We start from the raw sequence: 18,174 nt of genomic DNA, 5'->3' as shown, positions 1-18,174 counted from the left end.
AAGAAGCATTTTACATATATTCATAACTTTGCCCCGAAGAAATTAAAAACAGCTAAGATAATCTTACTTTTGATAATATGAAAAGAATCCATTTCGTGAGCCTTAGAAGAGCAAGTTCTCTTTTACTCTTTTTGCTGCTTTCGCTGACTACGCTGCAAGCACAAATCAAAATTACAGGTACGGTTACCGACGAAACCAAAGAAACGGTTATCGGAGCCAACGTTACTGTAAAAGGAACAACGATCGGTACTATTACAGATGTAAACGGTAAATATTCAATCGAAGTTCCCGACCAAAAATCCATTCTTGTATTCTCTTTCATCGGATATACCACCCGTGAAATTCCGGTAGGAAAGAATAAGGTGATTGACGTCATAATGAAAGAAGACGGCGTAATGCTGAACGAAGTTGTAGCCGTGGGGTATGCCACCGTAAAGAAAGGCGACCTGACAGGTTCGGTCAGCAAGGTGGATATGGACGACCTTACCAAAGCCCCTGTCAATTCGTTCGACCAAGCGCTGGGCGGACGCGTGGCGGGTGTACAAGTAGTGAGCGGTTCGGGACAGCCCGGTTCGGAAGCCAACATCGTTATCCGCGGCAGTAACACCATTTCAAACAATGCCGACGGTGCACCACTCTACGTCATTGATGGTTTTGCCACCGATGATCCCAACGCCGCAGCCTACAATCCTAATGACATCGAATCCATCGACGTGCTGAAAGATGCTTCCGCCACCGCCATTTACGGTGCCCGCGGAGCCAACGGTGTCATCATCATTACCACCAAACGCGGTAAGGAAAGCGCTCCTCGCGTCACGTACGACGGCTACGTCAGTATGCAGATGCGCCCGCAGTACCTCGACATTATGGACGGCAGCCAGTTCGTGGCACTGCAACAGGACATACTCTCGGCTTCGGATATGGAAAAAACTTACTTCGGATATAGCGAGAACCTGGGACGCAACCGTACGTTGGAGGACTACAAAACACTGCCCTACTACAACTGGCAGAAGGAAGTGTTCCGTGTAGCCCCCATGACAAGCCACCACGTATCTTTGTCCGGAGGTAGCAAGAACACACGTTACAGTTCCAGCATATCCTACTACAACCAACAGGGTGTCATCATCAACTCTTCCTACGAGAGCCTGAAAGCCCGTCTGACGTTAGACCAGAATATCACCAAAAGCTTGAAATTCGGTGCTACAATGAACTTCGCCAACAACGTTTCCGTAGGTTCGGCACCCTCACAGAGCGGCGGCGGAACAGCACAATACTTCCTGTATCAGGTACTTGCCTACCGCCCTATCGGATATAGCGAAACGGACGACCTCATGAACAGTGACACTGTGAACGATGACGGTACATATCCCTACAACCCGCTAAAGACCATCGAAAATCAGGTAGACCGCACCAAGAGCCGTCAGCTCAACCTGAACACCTACCTGAACTGGGAAATCATCAAAAACCTGACATTCAGAGCGACCTTTTCATATAGCTGGCGTACAGACAAACGCCAACAATTCAACAACTCCGATACATACCTTGGCGACCCCCAATATTCCGCCAACGGTGTGAACGGGCAATTCTCCGTCAAGGAGTGGGACAGCTGGTCTAACGAGTACACGCTGACCTATAAGAAACGTATGGGCAAACACAACCTCACCGGAATGGTGGGTGCGTCACTTTCCAGCCAAAGCATCAGCGTACTGGGTGCGCAAGCCGTGCAAGTGCCTTGGGAAGAAAACGGTTTCTGGGGCATCCAGAGCGGTACTCCCCGCACCATTACCACCACTTGCGTGGAGAACAGGCTGATGTCCTACTTTGCGCGTGCCAACTACGACTGGCAGTCACGCTATCTGCTCACCGCCACTATCCGTGCCGACGGTTCATCACGCTTCCCCTACAACAAATGGGGATACTTCCCGTCAGCATCTTTCGCATGGCGTCTGTCCGACGAACCGTTCATGCACTTGGAGAACACGCCGATTTCCAACCTGAAACTGCGTGTGGGCTGGGGTGCAACCGGTAACAACAACACCAACAGCAACTATCCGTCGTCACGCCTGTACGCCACCAGCGACAAGTACGCCTTCAACAACGCACTGAACCCCGCCCTGTACATCACGCAAATAGCCAATAAGGACTTGAAGTGGGAAACGACTTACCAGACCAACATTGGTCTTGACTTCGGACTCTTCAAGAACCGTATCAACGGTGAAATCGATGTCTACAACAAAGAGACAAAAGACTTGCTGCTCTATGCCGAAGTGCCCGCCTCACTGGGTTTCTCCTCCGTACAGCAGAACATCGGCAGCGTACGCAACCGCGGTCTTGAAATCTCCATCAATACCGTAAACTTCCCCGGCGGACGCGGCAAGTTCAAGTGGACCACCAACTTCAACATCGCATTCAACAAGAATGAGATTACCGCCCTTTCCGACGGGCAGGAAAGCCGTTTGGTAGGTTTCAGCAGTCCCAACGTGACTAATGCCTATATTTGTAAAGTGGGACATCCGCTTTCCGAAATGTACGGTTACGTTTACGACGGCGTGTACCAGTACGAAGACTTCAACGAAATCTCCCCCAACGTATTCGTACTGAAAGACAACGTCCCTAACAATACACAAAAACGTTCCACCATACAGCCGGGAGACGTCAAGCTGAAAGACATCAACGGTGACGGCCAAGTGACCAGCGAAGACCAGACCATCATCGGTCACGGCCTGCCCATCCACACCGGCGGTTTCACCAACAACTTCGAATGGAAGAACTTCGACTTGAGCGTATTCTTCCAGTGGTCTTACGGCAACGACGTTATCAACTACAACCGTGTGAAGCTGGAATCTCTGCGCGGCAAGCACATCAACCAGCTGGCTTCGGCAGCCAACCACTGGACACCCCGCACGGACAACGGAGACGGTACGTACACAGACGGTAACTATACCAACTACCTCTGCGCACCCAACCGCAGCCTTACCAACATCAACACCAGCCGCGAAGTGGAAGACGCTTCTTTCCTGCGACTGAAAACCGTACAGCTGGGTTACAACTTCCCCGCCAAACTCTTGAAGAAAGCACGCCTCAGCTCGCTGCGCCTCTACGTAACCGGACAGAATCTCTGGACTTGGACCGGATATACCGGATACGACCCCGAAGTCTCCACCCGCAACTCTGCCATGACGCGCGGATTCGACTACTCGTCTTATCCCAAGACCATGTCTTTCACTTTCGGCGTAAAACTGGGATTATAATCATTGACTATTGAACTTTAAAGATACAGTAATATGAAAAAACTGATATACATACTCCTGCTCGCGGTAAGTTTCACTTCTTGCAACTTCCTCGACACCACGATATACAACAATCCGGAAGGAGACCAAGTAATAGACGATGAAAACGGCTGCATGGCAGGACTGACAGGTATCTACGACATACTGGGCAACAGCGCCCTTTACGGACAAAACCTCTGGGCTGACCTTGATGCAGGTACTGACATCATGTACTACAACCGCGACTACGGCAAAGATTACCTCTACGTATGTATGTACAATTACAACAATACCGAAGAACGCCTCAACGAAACATGGAAGGCCCTTTATACCGGTATCGACCGTGCCAACGACTTCCTCGCACAACTGGCAAACCTCACCGACAGCCAATGCGGCGGAGCCGCCAAGAAAACCATGTACGAAGCCGAAGCACGTGCACTGCGCGCACTTCTCTACATGAATCTTGTGGCATACTGGGGCGAAGTACCCTTGCGCACCACTCCTACCAAAGACCTCACCACCCAACTGCTGAAGAAGTCGCCGCAAGCGGACATCTACGCACAAATATTTGAAGACCTCCAATACGGTGCGGGTATAGTAGACGAAAACGGTAAAGTCATTGAAGAAGGCCACTGCCTGCCCGCCAATGAACTGAACGCTCCGGGACGTATCTCACGCACCACCGCCCAAGGCTTGCTGGCACGCGCCTACCTGTGGTATTCCGGTTACCCCGTAGAGGGCAACACGTGGAAAGAAGCCCGCGGCTATGCCAAAGCGGTCATGAACAGCGGACTTCACGACCTCAACAGAACAAGTTCCGACTCCAAGTATGCCAACGGTTACCCAGGACTCTTTATCAAGATGTGCTCCAACCAGTACGACCTCACCGCACGCGAAAGTATGTTTGAAGTGGAGTTCTACGGCAATGGTCTGGACGCTTCCAACGAAGCCGGAAAAGTAGGCCTGTACAACGGCGTAACGCAAAGCGCCACTTACGACCCCGACGTACCTTTCGCTTACGGCTGGTACAATGCCACCCATATCCTGCTCCGCCTCTACGACAAGAAGTACGGCGTTGTAAGCAAGAAAGATAAGGAAACAGGCGACCAGCGCAAATGGTGGAACCTTGCCGACTTCACTTGGAAGAAAGATGAGGCTAACAAGAAAGTCTACAAAGAAATGCTGACCGAAGCCCAAATGAATACCGACAACCGCAAAGCCTGTCCCGGCAAGTGGCGTGCCGAATACGACCCCATACGTCCGTGGGCACGCAACAACTCATCTATCAACTTCCCCATTCTGCGTTACAGTGACATCCTGCTGATGTTTGCCGAAGCGGACAATGAAATAAACGGCCCTACCCCGGATGCCATCGCCGCTATCAACGAAGTGCGTACACGTGCCGGAGCAAGCGCCATTGCATCGGGTGAAGTTCCGCCGAAGAACAGCGAAGAAACAGTAGACATCAATACACCGGAAGGTATGCGCCAATTCATCTTCGAAGAACGCACCCGCGAACTCTGTTTCGAGACACCGCGCCACATGGAGTTGCGCCGTATGGGTAAGGATTTCTTCTACAACCGCATCAAGCTGCTGGTCAGTACAGACGTCTACGCCAATGGCGACAAGCACATCATCGGCTATCCTTTGGACGATGTGGCTTCCGTACCCGCCCGCAACATTGATACAAGCAAGCATATCTACCTGCCCATTCCGCAATGCGAGCTGAACACCAACACCATCTGCGGACAAAACGAAGGCTGGTAAGTGCCGAGAAACCAAGAAATATGAACAGTAAGAATACCATAAGACTTAAAGAATATGAAAATAAATAACCTTATACTGAAATATGTCTGGATGCCCCTGATAGCAGGTACGTTTGCATCTTGCCAGACTGACAACGTAGATGACATTGAGTTTGGTGTAAGCGCTGACAAAACCACTGTTACCGTCGGTGAAGCTGTACGTTTCCGGTTCGACGGCAATCCGGACTACATCTCATTCTACCCCGGAACCAAGACCTGCAACTACGCCAACCGCGAACGTACCCGCATTGAGGGAGTGGACAGCGTAGGCATGTCCTGCAAGATAGAGCAGGTATATACCGAACTCAAAGCCTATAAAGACCAGCAGTTGCTCACTGCCTGTGTCTCTACGGACTTCACAGGAGTATATACTCCGGAAAACATAGCGGCAGCTACATGGAAAGCGGTAGAGGGGCTGAAGATGCCTGTTTCTGCCACCGCCAATGTAACCATAGAATATACCGAGGCCGACCTCAGAGAGTATCTGGATAAAGATTTCTACGTAGCGTTCCAATATAAGGCAGGTCCCAACACCATCAAGGAGAGTAACTACGGCAAACCCCGTATCCAAATCAAGCTTCTGACATTGGCTAAGCGCGACCCGGACAAATACGTCTACAAAGACGAGGATGTGGCCTACGGTTGGGGATTCCAAACCGTACTTGTACAGACCCAGCCTAAAGGTGAGAAGTACGACATCACAGAGAGTATGCTCTCCTTCTTCCCCGACAAGGATACGGAGAAGGACAAGGATGTAGAGGTTTGGATGATAAGCAAGAAGCTCAATGCCGCAACTATCGAACCGGACCGCGGCACACCCATCAAGAGCACTAATGCCCGCCTGCCCTACTACGAGTTCAGGTACGACCGTCCCGGCACTTACAAAGCCACATTCATTGCCACCAACGCCAATATGTGGAACTCAAAGCAAGCTGTGCGCGAAGTGACCATCACCGTGAACGAGACAACCGCTGAATAATAAAGATATAAAATTAAAACCTTAAGTTTATGGCTAATAATAAATTTATCCATCTACTCCTTGCCTGCGCCCTGTTTGCTGCGTGCGACGACAACGACACTCCCGTTGACGAAAGCAAATCCTACCCTGCCGTTATCATGGCAGAAGCATTCGACTACGGCAGCGAAACCGGGACTACTTGGTTTAAAGGAGAAACCATTGGCGTATATATGCTGAAAGGCGGTACGGACGACATTGTTGCTCCTTACAGCAACCTGCGCTACTATGCCAACAGCTTCGACAATCAGGACTACTTCCTGCCGGGCAACAACGACTCTATCCCCTACTTCCCCGCTACGGGCGATAAAATGGACATTGCCGCCTACTACCCGCAAACTACCGTATTGGCAGACAGTCTCGTTGCCATCCACTTGATTAATAACTACGAGTATGCGTCGCAACTGCTCTTTGCCCGTGTAGCGGATTTGAACAAGGACAGCCGCAAGGCAGAACTCCCGCTAACTCCTGTGCTGACAAAGCTGACTTTCCAGTTCAAAGTGGGCTATGGCATGACGGAAGCCGATTTGAAAGGCCTTTTAGTCACCCTGCAAGGACTGCCCGTTTCCGGCAACTTCAATGCCACCACCGGCAAAATAAACTTCCGTGATGTGACAATCGGCGAGGACATCAAGCTGACTACCACAGAGCCCAAGAAAGAGAAAGCCTCCACCCGTGCCGAAGATGACAAAGAAGATAATGAAATCCTCATTACCGCACAAGGTATGGTATTGCCTGCCAGTACCACAGAAGGCTATAAAGTAATAATAGAACTCCCCGCTGCCAACGAAGGAACCGGAAAAACATACGAATATGAAATTCCAAAAGCTACAGACCAGTTCGAAGGCTCACAAGAGTACACGTTTGATACCACCATCAATAATGAGAACCTGATTATTGTTGTTGATAAATCACCCATCATCAACTGGGGACAAGGTGGAATCATCAATGGCGACGGAGAAGAAATAAAATAATATAAACCTCAAATTATAAGAATTATGAAAAAGAACATTAAGTATTTCATGATGGCTGCCGTAGCGTTATTGTCTATGAGCGCATGTAACAATGAAATGGACGAACAAGACCCTGCAAACAATGGGAAATTACAGCCTGTACAGTTCCAAATGTCATTTGCAAGCACACGTACCACTACAGGTGATGAAACTGCCGGACGTGCAACAACTTGGAAAGCAGGAGATGCCATAGGTATTTTTGCTTATCCTGCCGGTAGCACAACAAATGCAGTAGCTACTAATTTTAAATATATATTGGGAAACGACGGCAACTGGACTGCAACAGGTAGTGAAATCTATCCTGACCAAGCACTCGATTATTATGCCTATTATCCCTATCAGGATGGTATAACAGACCCTGCGGCTATCAATGTTGCTGCATTGACAGACCAAAGCAAAACAGATGAAAGCAGTTATGCCGCAAGTGATATATTGGCAAGTAAAACCTCAAATGTAGCTGCTGGAAATGGAAAGGTTACATTAGCTTTCTCTCATATGTTTGCAATGGTAGAAGTGAAAGTGCAAGGTGACCTGATTACTCAAAAACCTACCAAAGTAGAATTGTTAGGCGTTAAACTAAACGCAGAATTGAACTTAACGGCAACTACCCCTGTTGCTACACAGAAAGCCGATGCTACTGCCCAAGACGTAACAATGTTCTGCTTGGAAAATCCAAATGCAGATTCCAAAGTTTATAGTTTCCGTGCCGCAGTTCCTGCACAGGAAATCGCAGCATCAACTCCGCTCGTTAGAATCTATGCTCCGGATGCCGCAAGCAAAACGTATACTATGCAACATACAGCTGCCGTTTCTTATAATGCAGGTCAGTTCCGCCAAATGATTGTGAACATTGGTAGTAAGAGAGTTGCTTTGATTATTCCGGCAAGTGATACGAGCATTAATCCATGGACGCCTTCGGATGCGATTAATGGGGATGGAAGTGAAGTAGTACCACAGTTAATAACACCTTTAAGCGGAAATTTGACTGAGATTATAATAGGAAAAGATGCTATGGCTAACGCAACTGAAGGCTGGTACAAAGCATTAAGAAAAACAGATGAATCGAACGTTATATTCTCTGTAACGGATGATGCCAGCACTACATGGGGGAAAGTGGCAAATTTAACATACACTTCAACATGGGATGAAACTACTAAAAAAGCTATCAATAACAGTTACTATATAGCTGCCATTAACTACCTGCACAAGACACCATTAGATATTAGTAAAAGCACAATATACAAACTGACCGCTAAGATTAAATCCAGTGCAAACGAGCTTAGTAAAAATGGAGCACTTGTATTTATGGTAAGATGTGCTACATTCGATGCTTCATTCCTTGTAACAGCAAATGTTGACAACTTCAATGAGGCTAATTTTAATAATGTTAATCAAGGAACTACAGTAGGTAAAACGCCCAAAACTGCTGATACTTGGGAAGAAGCTGTTATATATGTAAATTTAAACAAAAAGAGCTCCACTAATGGTAGCATAAATTCTGCTGATATAGCAACAAAAGTAACCGATACCACTGCAGATGACTATGCAGGATTTGACCTTAGAATATATACAAACAGTCCTGCAACGACAGACATCCAAAGTGTTATTGCCGCTATCAGTGTTAGTGATATAACAATAGAGCCTTATATTGCTTCCGCACAATAACTGTTACCCCATGTCTGGCGGATTATAAATCCGCCAGACATGAGTATAAAGATTTTAAAGTCCTATTAAGTAAATGTACATAATTAGTTTATACTATCTGTCATTCAGAGCGTAGCGAAGAATCTACTCTCTTGATGTATACATAGAGAAGAGATTCTTCGCTTCGCTCTGAATGACAGATACTCTTGATATAAATTAAATTTCAACACTTACTTATCTTATAATAACCTAACCTAAATCTATCTCTAAAAAACGTGAATTAATGGGTTTGAATCCCCCGTCTCCTTCTTTGGAGCGGGGGATTTTGATATACTTCCTATTCTGTTCTGATGTACATCAAACAGAATTATCGCCATAGTCAAAAAGGTCTTTTACGCTACTAAGAAAGAGACATTATCTGTTTTCACTCATACCCCTTCCACCCTCCACACCCGCCTATTCATGCAGGATAGCGGGTGGAAGGGACACTGTATCCGAAACCACGCATCTTAGCGTCCGAAACCACGCACGTTTACCCCCCAAATGCCACAGCTTAGATCTATAAAGCCCTGAGGTTTGGGGAGCAAACGTGCGTGGTTTCGGACGCTAAGATGCGTCAGTTTGGAAAGTATAGTGCAAAAAAGAGCCCCTTCCGCATCCTGTTCCTCGTGAGCGAAGAAACAAGAACCGCGAAAGGGGCAAGGAATACCTAAAGAAAACCAGTTATTTCTTCAACCGGAACTCTACCGGCTGTCCGTGTTGGCAGGTGACGGTAACTTCCGTAACATCTCCCGTAAAGCGGACTTTTACTTTTTCGTTGGGCACTGCCAAACTCCAATTGCCTTTCAAGTGCAAAGTCTTGAGAGACGGGGCGCTGGGTTCGGGCGTAGTGTAGGTCTTTTCCTTGATATGCAGGTCGGGGTCGCAGACGCTGACTATCAGCATCCCGTCCTCTGCCGTACGGCGCATCACCATCGTTTCGGGAGCGATATCCGCCACCACTTCATCCTCCGGCAAGCTGACCGCCTCGAAAGCCGCATAGCCCGTCACACCCGAAGCGCGGTCGAAAACAATGTGTGCCTGCCGGTCGCGGCGAAGAATGGAATAACCCGGATCTTTCTGCGCTGCGGCAAGTTCTTCGGCAGTGGGCCGGATAAGAACGCTGTAAGCATAAGTAGCGTCTTTGGGAGCCAGACCATGCACAATGTACGCACTGGCAAATGTACCCTTCGTAGGAGATTTATCCGTATCTTTGGCACTCTGCTGCTCGGCTATCTGCACACGTACAAGGCCTTCCAAAACCAGATAATGATTGCCGTATCCGTCGCGCAACCAGCAGTTGGGATTACCCGCCAGCTTTGCGCCGAATGCAGGTTTGTCTATCTCCTTGCCCATCATGGAAATGGCAGCCTTGCCCGGACGATACTCGCTTTGGAAAATAGTAGTCTCCGTGGGGTACTGCGCATTGCTGTTGCTGATACCCGTTCCCAGACAGATTATACGGTTGTCGAAACAGAAAGCGGACTTGCGCGCTACAAAGTCGGGAGTGAAATTCTTGTAATCGGCCTCTTTCAGCTTCATGGCAAGCATACCGTTGCGGCCTTCCAGTGAGGAAGTTCCGGCAAAATTCTCGGTGGAACGCGCCATCAAAGTACCGGCACGCGGGTTGTCCAGCAGTTCCAAAGGCAGATGGATGGTGGTCGTGCCCGGCAGGCGGTTCCAGTCCCAGCCCTCTTCCACATATCCGCTCGCCTTGCGTGAGGGATAGCCCATTATCTGGACAGAGCCGTAGCTTTGGTAACGTCCGTAGCGGTTGTCCTTGGCATAAATCTCCGAACCCCATACATTGGTGTTGAATGTTTTGAGCGTCACCATCCAGTTGTCACGACGGTGAATGCCGGCAGCGCCATAATTGTAGACGAAGAAACCTTGCGGAGCCTCGGCAGGATGAACACCTTTCTCCTTAAAGAGACGGGCTTCGGGACTGTTCTTGCCGTTCATCAGGCGAAGATAGTCGGCAGCCAGCAAGCGGTCGAAGTCACCGCCCTGTCCGGACAAGTCGCCGGAGAGCGCCAGTTGTGCGAATGCTTTGATGTCCGCCCCACCCATTTTACCACCAAAGGGATGACGTCCGCCAAGTCCGGTGCTCCACTCTATGAGGTTGGAGTAATTGCGCATGGCAGTGAATGCACTTGCCAAAAGGCGACGGGCTTCGAGCGAAGGAACAAATTCCGTTCCGCTGGTCATAGCCACATAATCGCCCACCGTAGCGAGTGCGCCGGTGGTATAGGCGGGGTAGAAACCGCCATGATGGAAGGTTGTGCCGTCTACTTTGATACCGCCAATCGTACCCGGCGTACAGTTGACCGAACCGGATACCCAACGGGATAAGCCTTGCAATGCCTGCACACGCCCACATTCGTCGGGAATCATCATGGCAGCTATCAGCTTGGGTTGCAACAGGGTATTCCAAGAGTCGAGCATCTCATCGCGTATCTCTGCGCAAGGGCGTCTCGTTTCCTGCAAGGCAGACCAGAAGAGCAATGTCTTGAGGATGTCATCTCGACGTGAAGATTTCAGAATGGCTTTACGCATCAGCCAAGCCGTGGTATATATCTTACGTATCTGGTAGCCGTAGTGGTGGTTAGTACCCATGCCGCTGCCATAGGCAAAGCCTTGGTCTATGGCATAGTCCCATACGGCGAAGTAGTTGCCCTCGGCTTCATAGGATTTGTTGCAATAGGCGTCGTAGGCAAATCCGGTAAGCATGGCTTCGAGGTCGTTCCATGATAGCTCGCCTTTATCACGATGCAACTCGTCCGGAGCAAGCAGGGGCGCACCGGTAAAGCCCGAACCCGACGGATAGATGTCGGCTTTAGTGTAGGTTGCCGTAGCCTTCTTCACTGCGGCTGCCACGGTTGAAGCGGCAGGCGGTGTCAGGGCATCGCTCAAACGGTCTTCTATCATCTTGAGTTCCTGACGCTGTTTCTCCGTGAGTTTGGCAGGACGGGGAATGTCGTATTCATACTGTTCCCATTCCCACACACGGCACCAGTGCCAAAGGTCGCGCCCCACAGCAAGGCTGTTGTAGTCTATCTGCATATCGGGGGTGGTACGCAGATTCATCGCCTTTTCGGGGAACTTCCAACGGTCAAAGAATACACGGCCTTTACGGTCGGGAGCCACTACCCGGTAAGAGGCTATCGTCTTGTCTGCCTTATCACCGCGCATACTCTTGAAGCCAATCCAGCAGGCACGCCACCCGGGCGATTGCAACCGGTAGGTGAACCAATAGGACACCTTACCCTCTGCATTGAGAAACTCAAAACGCAACGAATCGGGCTGTGACTTTTCATTATATATCCACAGCGTGATGCCATGCGTGTTCTCTGTCTTGTTGTTCAACGCCAACGGGGCGTCTAACGCAACATTCATTACTGAACCGGGACGGAAATCCCATTCAAGACTCTTCTTGCCTTCTTTATAGTAACGGTTTGACAAGGACAGGGATTTCTTGTCGGGAGAAGTGAAGCCCGCCGGAACCTGCTCCTCAAAACCAATGACCTGCTGCGCACTCAAAGGGAGCGCGCAGAGGAAGGCGAGGGATAGTAGGAGATGTTTCATATGATAAATGGTTGATTGCGAGTAAAGATACAAAAATATGCGAATATTTAATTATAGCTTGACTAATTTGATGTCTTTGATATATAAGGTAGTACCCTTCTTATTATTGTAAAAATATATATTTATCCCTTGTACATCAGCATCAAGCGTTCCTTCAAACAGACCTTTGTCATCAGAAATATTAACTCCTGCCGTTCCATGAGTCTGAGTAAAGTCAAACTGAATAGATATTTCATTATATAGGTCCTTTGAAACATTAGAAGTAAGGATTGTTGCCTTTTTATCTGTATTCGCAACTTTAAATGCTCTTTTATCATCACATGTTCTAATCATAGCACCAATAGAACCGGCTACTGAAGCTTTTACATTAAACGTAAGTACATAAGTAGCTGTTTTATCAAATACTCCTGTTTTATGATAACCAAAGGCTGTAAGATTCCAACCTACATTTCCATCACCAATAATAGCCTTCACAGCCAAATCTGTAACATCCACTTCATAGGAAGAATATGCCCCTTCTACATCAAACCGGGTAAACCAGTAATCCCCTTCATCATTAGGTAAAAGATTTTTAGAATTATATTTACCTTTAGCTGTTAAAGATGTAGTTGCCGTCAACGGAACGACTAATTCTGTTAATATTCCCGGAACAGGTGTCGGTTCATCCCCTCCTCCCGTCTCTACCTCAATCAGATTCACCTGCATCTTGGCAAGCGTAGCGAAGGTTCCTTTGAAAGCAAGGATAGAAATATCTCTTGTATTATCAGCCACCGCACGAGTAACAACCTTTCCTTTCGGGGCAATCACCGTAAGTTCCGCTATATTCTGTGCATTAGGAGTCCCCAATGTTGCTTTCCATCCCATAGGAGCAGTAATGATTGTTTTGTCCGCACCTTTAATATATACCTCAAACTTCTTAGTCTCATCCGGATTGATTTTCTGTTCACCGGCAATATCCTTAAAATAACATTCAAAGTCAGGGACAACAGGAACTTCTACCACTTTATTACTACCATCAAAAGTTATTTTTAAAACTCCATTTTCTTCCGTAACCGATTGAAACAGGTTGACAGATGAAGAACTTGCATCATACACAGCTGCTACCGGATTACCATTCTCATCCTTTACTACAGTATAATTCGAATCGCCGGTAGTAGATACTTCCCAATTTCCTTCGGCATTAATCCGAAACTCCGGAGTATACCCGTCCTTACCAACTGCATTTATCGGAGTATCTCCATGCAAGATAGTTACATAAGTCTGCCCATTGTTATAGCTGACCTGCCAATAACCTTCACTGCTAATATTAACCAACGGTACATTTGCAAAGCTATCGGTTCTTTCCGCCAGCTTCAATTTGGTTCCATCACTGAGCGTAAGCGTATAAACACTTTGTTCTGCATCATGCTCCACTTTAGAGATAATCATGCCATCCTGGCACAGGATATTCAAAGCTTTTATATTGCCATTCAGCATCTCTACTTTACTTTCCAATGCAGCCACACGCTCCTTAAGAGAATTAATATCAGCTTCCAATTTATCTGTATCTTCACATCCTGCCATAAACAGAGCAAATAAGATAAATGTATAGTACCAAATCTTTTTCATAATCGTATATAGTTTTAAAGTTATTATTTTAATGCATTTAACCAAGAGGGCACTTCACCCAAACGTTTCTTCAACTGTGCCTCGTAAAGAGAATTGGGGGTAACAGCTGTGCCATTACTTTCCAAACGCTTCACTTGTTTTGAATTATCCGCAAATTGTACTTGTGCTCCATGGAAACCTACGATAACAGGCGGCAAATTCTTCCACCAAATATTATTCTCATCCCACCATACAAAAGGATTATTATCTGATGCTTTTGTCTTTGTGGCATTCATGTTCCAAATAACCAAATCATCCAAGTGATTAGGAAGTTGAGTCAAGTCTCCACCTTCGCGCCATTGCATGAATCCACCGGTACAACAATCTATCAGTGTGGCACGCGGTTGCGAAGCATGGGACTCGAAACATGAATCGTCTCCCCAATGTACATTCCAGATTACAGCACCTAAACTCTGCTTAGACACACCGCAAGCATGGTACTGTCCGGCATTTTTCATAAAGTTCCCCAATTCATGTCCACCGCTATCTTTCAATTCTTTACCATCACTTCTATCCCTAACCTTGCCTATAAACACACGAGAAGAGCCTTGTGAACGAACTGCTGAATGCCCCCGCTTGCCACTAATATCTATATCGTAAACAGATACATTCGCACTATTGACAACAGACAGAGCCTCACTGACACTTATAAAATTAACTCGGCGCATCCAAGAATTTGTGAGCCGTCCGAAGTCTATCAATTTAAAACCACTATCATCAGCTGCTGATGCGTGATGTTTAAAGTCTTCTTTGGCATCACCTTGAAAAGTTATGTCTTCTACTCCTACATTTTCGTAATGTGGATATTTTTGTATTTTCCACTCATATTTAGCTTCCACTGAGTGCATAAGCGGCTCGTAGAATGTAATGGTATTGCCGCTGACCGACTTCACTTGATGATAATCCAATACTTCCACCCCATTGGCGACAATGGACGGCACATCATTCTGGGTACTCAAATCAGTAGCCGCATATGGCGACAATTCCTTGCCTACCAATTCCGTGTTATTGTTTTTTAAATAAAGTCGCACCCAGCTTCCGGCAGTAATACCGGTGGCAGCCCCTACCTTTACAGAAAAAGTCCCCTTTGCGGCATCTTCCGTTACCGGTGTCATGTCTGATGCGTCTGTATAATGCTTTATTTCAATCAAGGTAGGAGTAGTCCACATTCCGGCACCAGCCGGTTCATTCTGCTTATTCATTCGGATAACCGTTTTATTTCTTCCCGCACCTTTAATTACAAAATTTCCCATAGTAAGATGTATACATTCATTCACCTTATCTTCTACACCCTGCAAAACGAACTCTCCTTCGGGGAAATAGATAATGGCATTTGCCTTATCTTTACTAACACGAATATTATTATCTTTAGTTATCGAACGAGTAACTCCGGTAGCCGCTTCCAATGTCTTGACAAATGCTTCACGATCTGATAGTCCATCATTGGGAACAGCCCCATAATCTACCACATTATATATCTTATAGCCTTGTGCTTGCAAGGTTTCCACACTTGGCGGTTCTTTTTCGCCATGTTCATATCCTGCATACGAGAAATCAAGCAACACATTATTACCTGTATTACCTTCAAAATCCAACCAAGTTTGGCTTGTACCGTAAGAATTCAGTAATTTAGCCTTAATCGTAACTACACGTATGAAGTTTTTAGGAGACGTAATGATTATATTTATCTCTTCCGTTTTCTCCACATCTGTTACTTTAGGAGAAGTGATAGATAATTTAGCCTCTTCAAGAATCACATCCCAACCTTCCGGTGCTTTAATCACTGCCTCTTCCACATCCCCCTGCTCCACGGTATAAACACGCTTCTCAGCTAAAGGAAAAATTTGTTCATCGGCTTCGGTTATTTCACTGCCGTCATCCGCCAACACTTTTAAATAAAAGGTACTGATTACCGGAAAAGTAAATTCCTTTCCGTCAGCTGCTAATCTGAGAGTGATTTCCGGTTTACCTTTTTCATCATAATGCACACGGTCGAAAATAGAATTCGAACTGGTAACTTCAACCAACGCTGATACCTTACGCCCATCACTTCCTACTAAGGTTTCATACGTTTCTCCACCGTCATAACTCACCTGCCAGTACCCGTCGGACGAAACCCGCATCTGAGGCGATACGATACGACCGCCATCCTCATTGACAGGATAAACGCTCAACGGCTTGCCACTTCCGTCAGTCATAGGGGTATAGTTGGTTCCGTCCACACTATACATCCAGTAACCTTCATCACTGATTTTAATTAATGGAAGTAATCCGTCCACATTCTCACCGGTTACAATATTAAACGACTGCCCGTCGGCAAGTTCCAGTTTATATCCTTTATCAATAGCCGTAACTCCCACTACCGATGTACCCGACAATAAATACTGTAAACCGTTTACGGATTCATTTATGTGCTCAACCGCCTTTTCAAGTGTGGCGACACGTTCTTTCAGAAGATTTGCCTGAGCCTGCAAATCATCTACATCATTACAAGAATGTAACGGAAATAACAAACAGCAAATACACCACAGAAACAGGTGTCTAATGTTCTTGTTCCTCATAAGATTATTATTTCAGGTTATTCATATTTTAATATGACAAAAGTAACCGAAATAGAAAAAAGGGGTTGGAAAGAATAGTTCATGAATAGGCAAAAATCATACATTTACATAAATCTGCAGCACGTTTGTCTAAATTATTTATGAGATTTTTGTTTTATCAAGTATTTTATAATATTTTTGCTACACATTCAAACAAATCATTATATCACAATAGTATGACATTGATTGTTTACATTCTTATCGCAATCCCGGTATGCCTGTTGGCTATCGCTTTATGGACTTATTTGGATTTTAGGAAATACAAGAAAAAGAATTCCTGTATTCTTCTGCTATTTCTTTTCTATCCGTTTCTGTCGTATGCGCAGTACACGGACAACGAGCACTGCAACATCTCATTTACTTCATACGAAAATCAGCCGGGAAAATTGGAACACACCAAAGACAATATGATTTTTCAATTCGTTCCGGCCGATGATGCGTGGCAAATAATCATCAAGAACAACGCAGATGAAGATATACGGGTAAATTGGGAAAAAGCCAGTTTCATCATCAACGGGAGAGCATCCGGCGTCAGTTTCCATCCTTTCACAACCGATGAGACTCCTACAGACATTATTAAAAATAATTCTGAAATAGCCCGAACCGTTACCGCATCCAATCTGATTGTAGAGAAGAAAGTCAATAAAATATATAATAAGCTGAATTTAAGAAAAGGCGGAAGGACCTCTGTCAATATCATTCTTCCGGTAGGCATAGGTAATAAGCCCCAATTCTTTCATATATTCAACTTTATAGTAACACACGTTGACTAACTATGACTTCACAATATATCATCGACCACTTGGATAAACCACATACCTGGTATGTCGTACTAACCGGACCGCATGGCGAACTGACTATCAAACAGAAGTTGGAACAACAAGGTCTTATCACCTACGTTCCATTGAATTCAGTGCGGCGGCATTGGGCCGGACGTATAAAAGAAATACACATCCCGGCAGTAGCGAGATGTGTATTTGTATATGCAACCGATAATGATATTCAAAAAGTACAAAGGGAATATACCGTCCTGCCGTTTCAAACCATCAAAGCTCTGTATCAGAAACAATAGCTACCGGATTGGAAGGCTATGGATTATTTCAGCACATCGGTAATTCTTTTTTTCAGATTCAGCCTTGCCAAATCTTCCGGCTTTAATTCCAACTCCACCAATATCTTAGCTGTAGCCACATTATATGCGGCTTCTTTCATATCACAATTTGTCTGCCCTTCACGTAAAGAGTATAGCATGGCAAAATCATAATTCAGTGCTCGCGAAACATTATACAAAGTATCAGTATCAATACTTTTCCGTGTCAACATATAATCGACACTTTGAGGCCTAACACCCAGTCTCCTTGCGAGTTCAGCCTTAGTAACCTGATTATCAGCCATGACATTCCTGATAATCTCGCCAATATATATATTACTCTTTTCCATTTCTATGAAGGTACGAATTAATTAGCCATACTAAAACTACTTGAATAATAATTTATCTGATTATTTGTTTGATTTAATTCATAATTTATTTGTTTTATCAATTAATTTATGATATTT

Annotated in this window: 11 protein-coding genes; 7 read left to right on the top strand and 4 right to left on the bottom strand. The window is 46.0% G+C overall.

Annotated features, from left to right (window positions below; all coding sequences use genetic code 11):
• The first annotated feature begins 77 nt into the window (after window positions 1-77).
• From KG118_RS12895 to KG118_RS12875, 5 genes are read left to right on the top strand one after another with little or no spacing between them, the layout of a single operon-like run.
• Entirely contained in the window at window positions 78-3,251 is a 3,174-nt protein-coding gene (locus KG118_RS12895; protein WP_117710615.1) for a SusC/RagA family TonB-linked outer membrane protein, read from the top strand.
• A gap of 33 nt (window positions 3,252-3,284) precedes the next feature.
• Complete coding sequence (locus KG118_RS12890; RefSeq protein WP_117710616.1) at window positions 3,285-5,036, top strand: RagB/SusD family nutrient uptake outer membrane protein; 1,752 nt, start codon at window positions 3,285-3,287, stop codon at window positions 5,034-5,036.
• A gap of 54 nt (window positions 5,037-5,090) precedes the next feature.
• The gene (locus KG118_RS12885) at window positions 5,091-6,053 is read left to right on the top strand and encodes a DUF5017 domain-containing protein (RefSeq protein ID WP_117710617.1); all 963 of its coding nucleotides are present in this window, start codon (window positions 5,091-5,093) and stop codon (window positions 6,051-6,053) included.
• A 29-nt stretch (window positions 6,054-6,082) separates the two neighbouring features.
• The gene (locus tag KG118_RS12880) at window positions 6,083-7,063 is read left to right on the top strand and encodes a fimbrillin family protein (RefSeq protein WP_117710618.1); all 981 of its coding nucleotides are present in this window, start codon (window positions 6,083-6,085) and stop codon (window positions 7,061-7,063) included.
• Window positions 7,064-7,087: 24 nt separating this feature from the next.
• Window positions 7,088-8,767, top strand: a complete 1,680-nt coding sequence (locus tag KG118_RS12875) for a fimbrillin family protein (RefSeq protein WP_117710619.1) — start codon at window positions 7,088-7,090, stop codon at window positions 8,765-8,767.
• A 702-nt stretch (window positions 8,768-9,469) separates the two neighbouring features.
• On the opposite strand, the gene KG118_RS12870 is transcribed toward KG118_RS12875, so the two are convergent.
• Genes KG118_RS12870 through KG118_RS12860 form a run of 3 tightly spaced genes read right to left on the bottom strand, consistent with a single transcriptional unit; the run spans window position 9,470 to window position 16,578 of the window.
• A complete protein-coding gene (locus KG118_RS12870) occupies window positions 9,470-12,370 on the bottom strand; it encodes a chondroitinase family polysaccharide lyase (RefSeq protein WP_117710620.1) in 2,901 nt (966 codons plus the stop codon).
• A gap of 51 nt (window positions 12,371-12,421) precedes the next feature.
• Window positions 12,422-13,978, bottom strand: a complete 1,557-nt coding sequence (locus KG118_RS12865; protein ID WP_117710621.1) for a PL29 family lyase N-terminal domain-containing protein — start codon at window positions 13,976-13,978, stop codon at window positions 12,422-12,424.
• Window positions 13,979-14,001: 23 nt separating this feature from the next.
• Window positions 14,002-16,578 carry a DUF4955 domain-containing protein gene (locus tag KG118_RS12860; protein ID WP_117710622.1) on the bottom strand — a complete coding sequence of 859 codons (2,577 nt, stop codon included), beginning with the start codon at window positions 16,576-16,578 and terminating at the stop codon, window positions 14,002-14,004.
• A 215-nt stretch (window positions 16,579-16,793) separates the two neighbouring features.
• Between KG118_RS12860 and KG118_RS12855 the strand changes: the two genes are divergently transcribed.
• Both KG118_RS12855 and KG118_RS12850 read left to right on the top strand, forming a co-directional pair.
• Entirely contained in the window at window positions 16,794-17,390 is a 597-nt protein-coding gene (locus KG118_RS12855; protein ID WP_117710623.1) for a hypothetical protein, read from the top strand.
• Window positions 17,391-17,392: 2 nt separating this feature from the next.
• Complete coding sequence (locus KG118_RS12850) at window positions 17,393-17,689, top strand: UpxY family transcription antiterminator (RefSeq protein ID WP_117710624.1); 297 nt, start codon at window positions 17,393-17,395, stop codon at window positions 17,687-17,689.
• A gap of 23 nt (window positions 17,690-17,712) precedes the next feature.
• Here the strand turns inward: KG118_RS12850 and KG118_RS12845 are convergent, their stop codons facing one another.
• Window positions 17,713-18,057, bottom strand: coding sequence for a helix-turn-helix domain-containing protein (locus tag KG118_RS12845; protein WP_117710625.1), 345 nt, complete (start codon window positions 18,055-18,057; stop codon window positions 17,713-17,715).
• Window positions 18,058-18,174 lie beyond the last annotated feature (117 nt).

Source organism: Bacteroides propionicigenes (genome assembly GCF_018390535.1).
Lineage (GTDB): Bacteria > Bacteroidota > Bacteroidia > Bacteroidales > Bacteroidaceae > Bacteroides > Bacteroides propionicigenes.
Note: the sequence above shows the minus strand (reverse complement) of the source record. Positions and strands in the feature narration are given on the sequence as shown.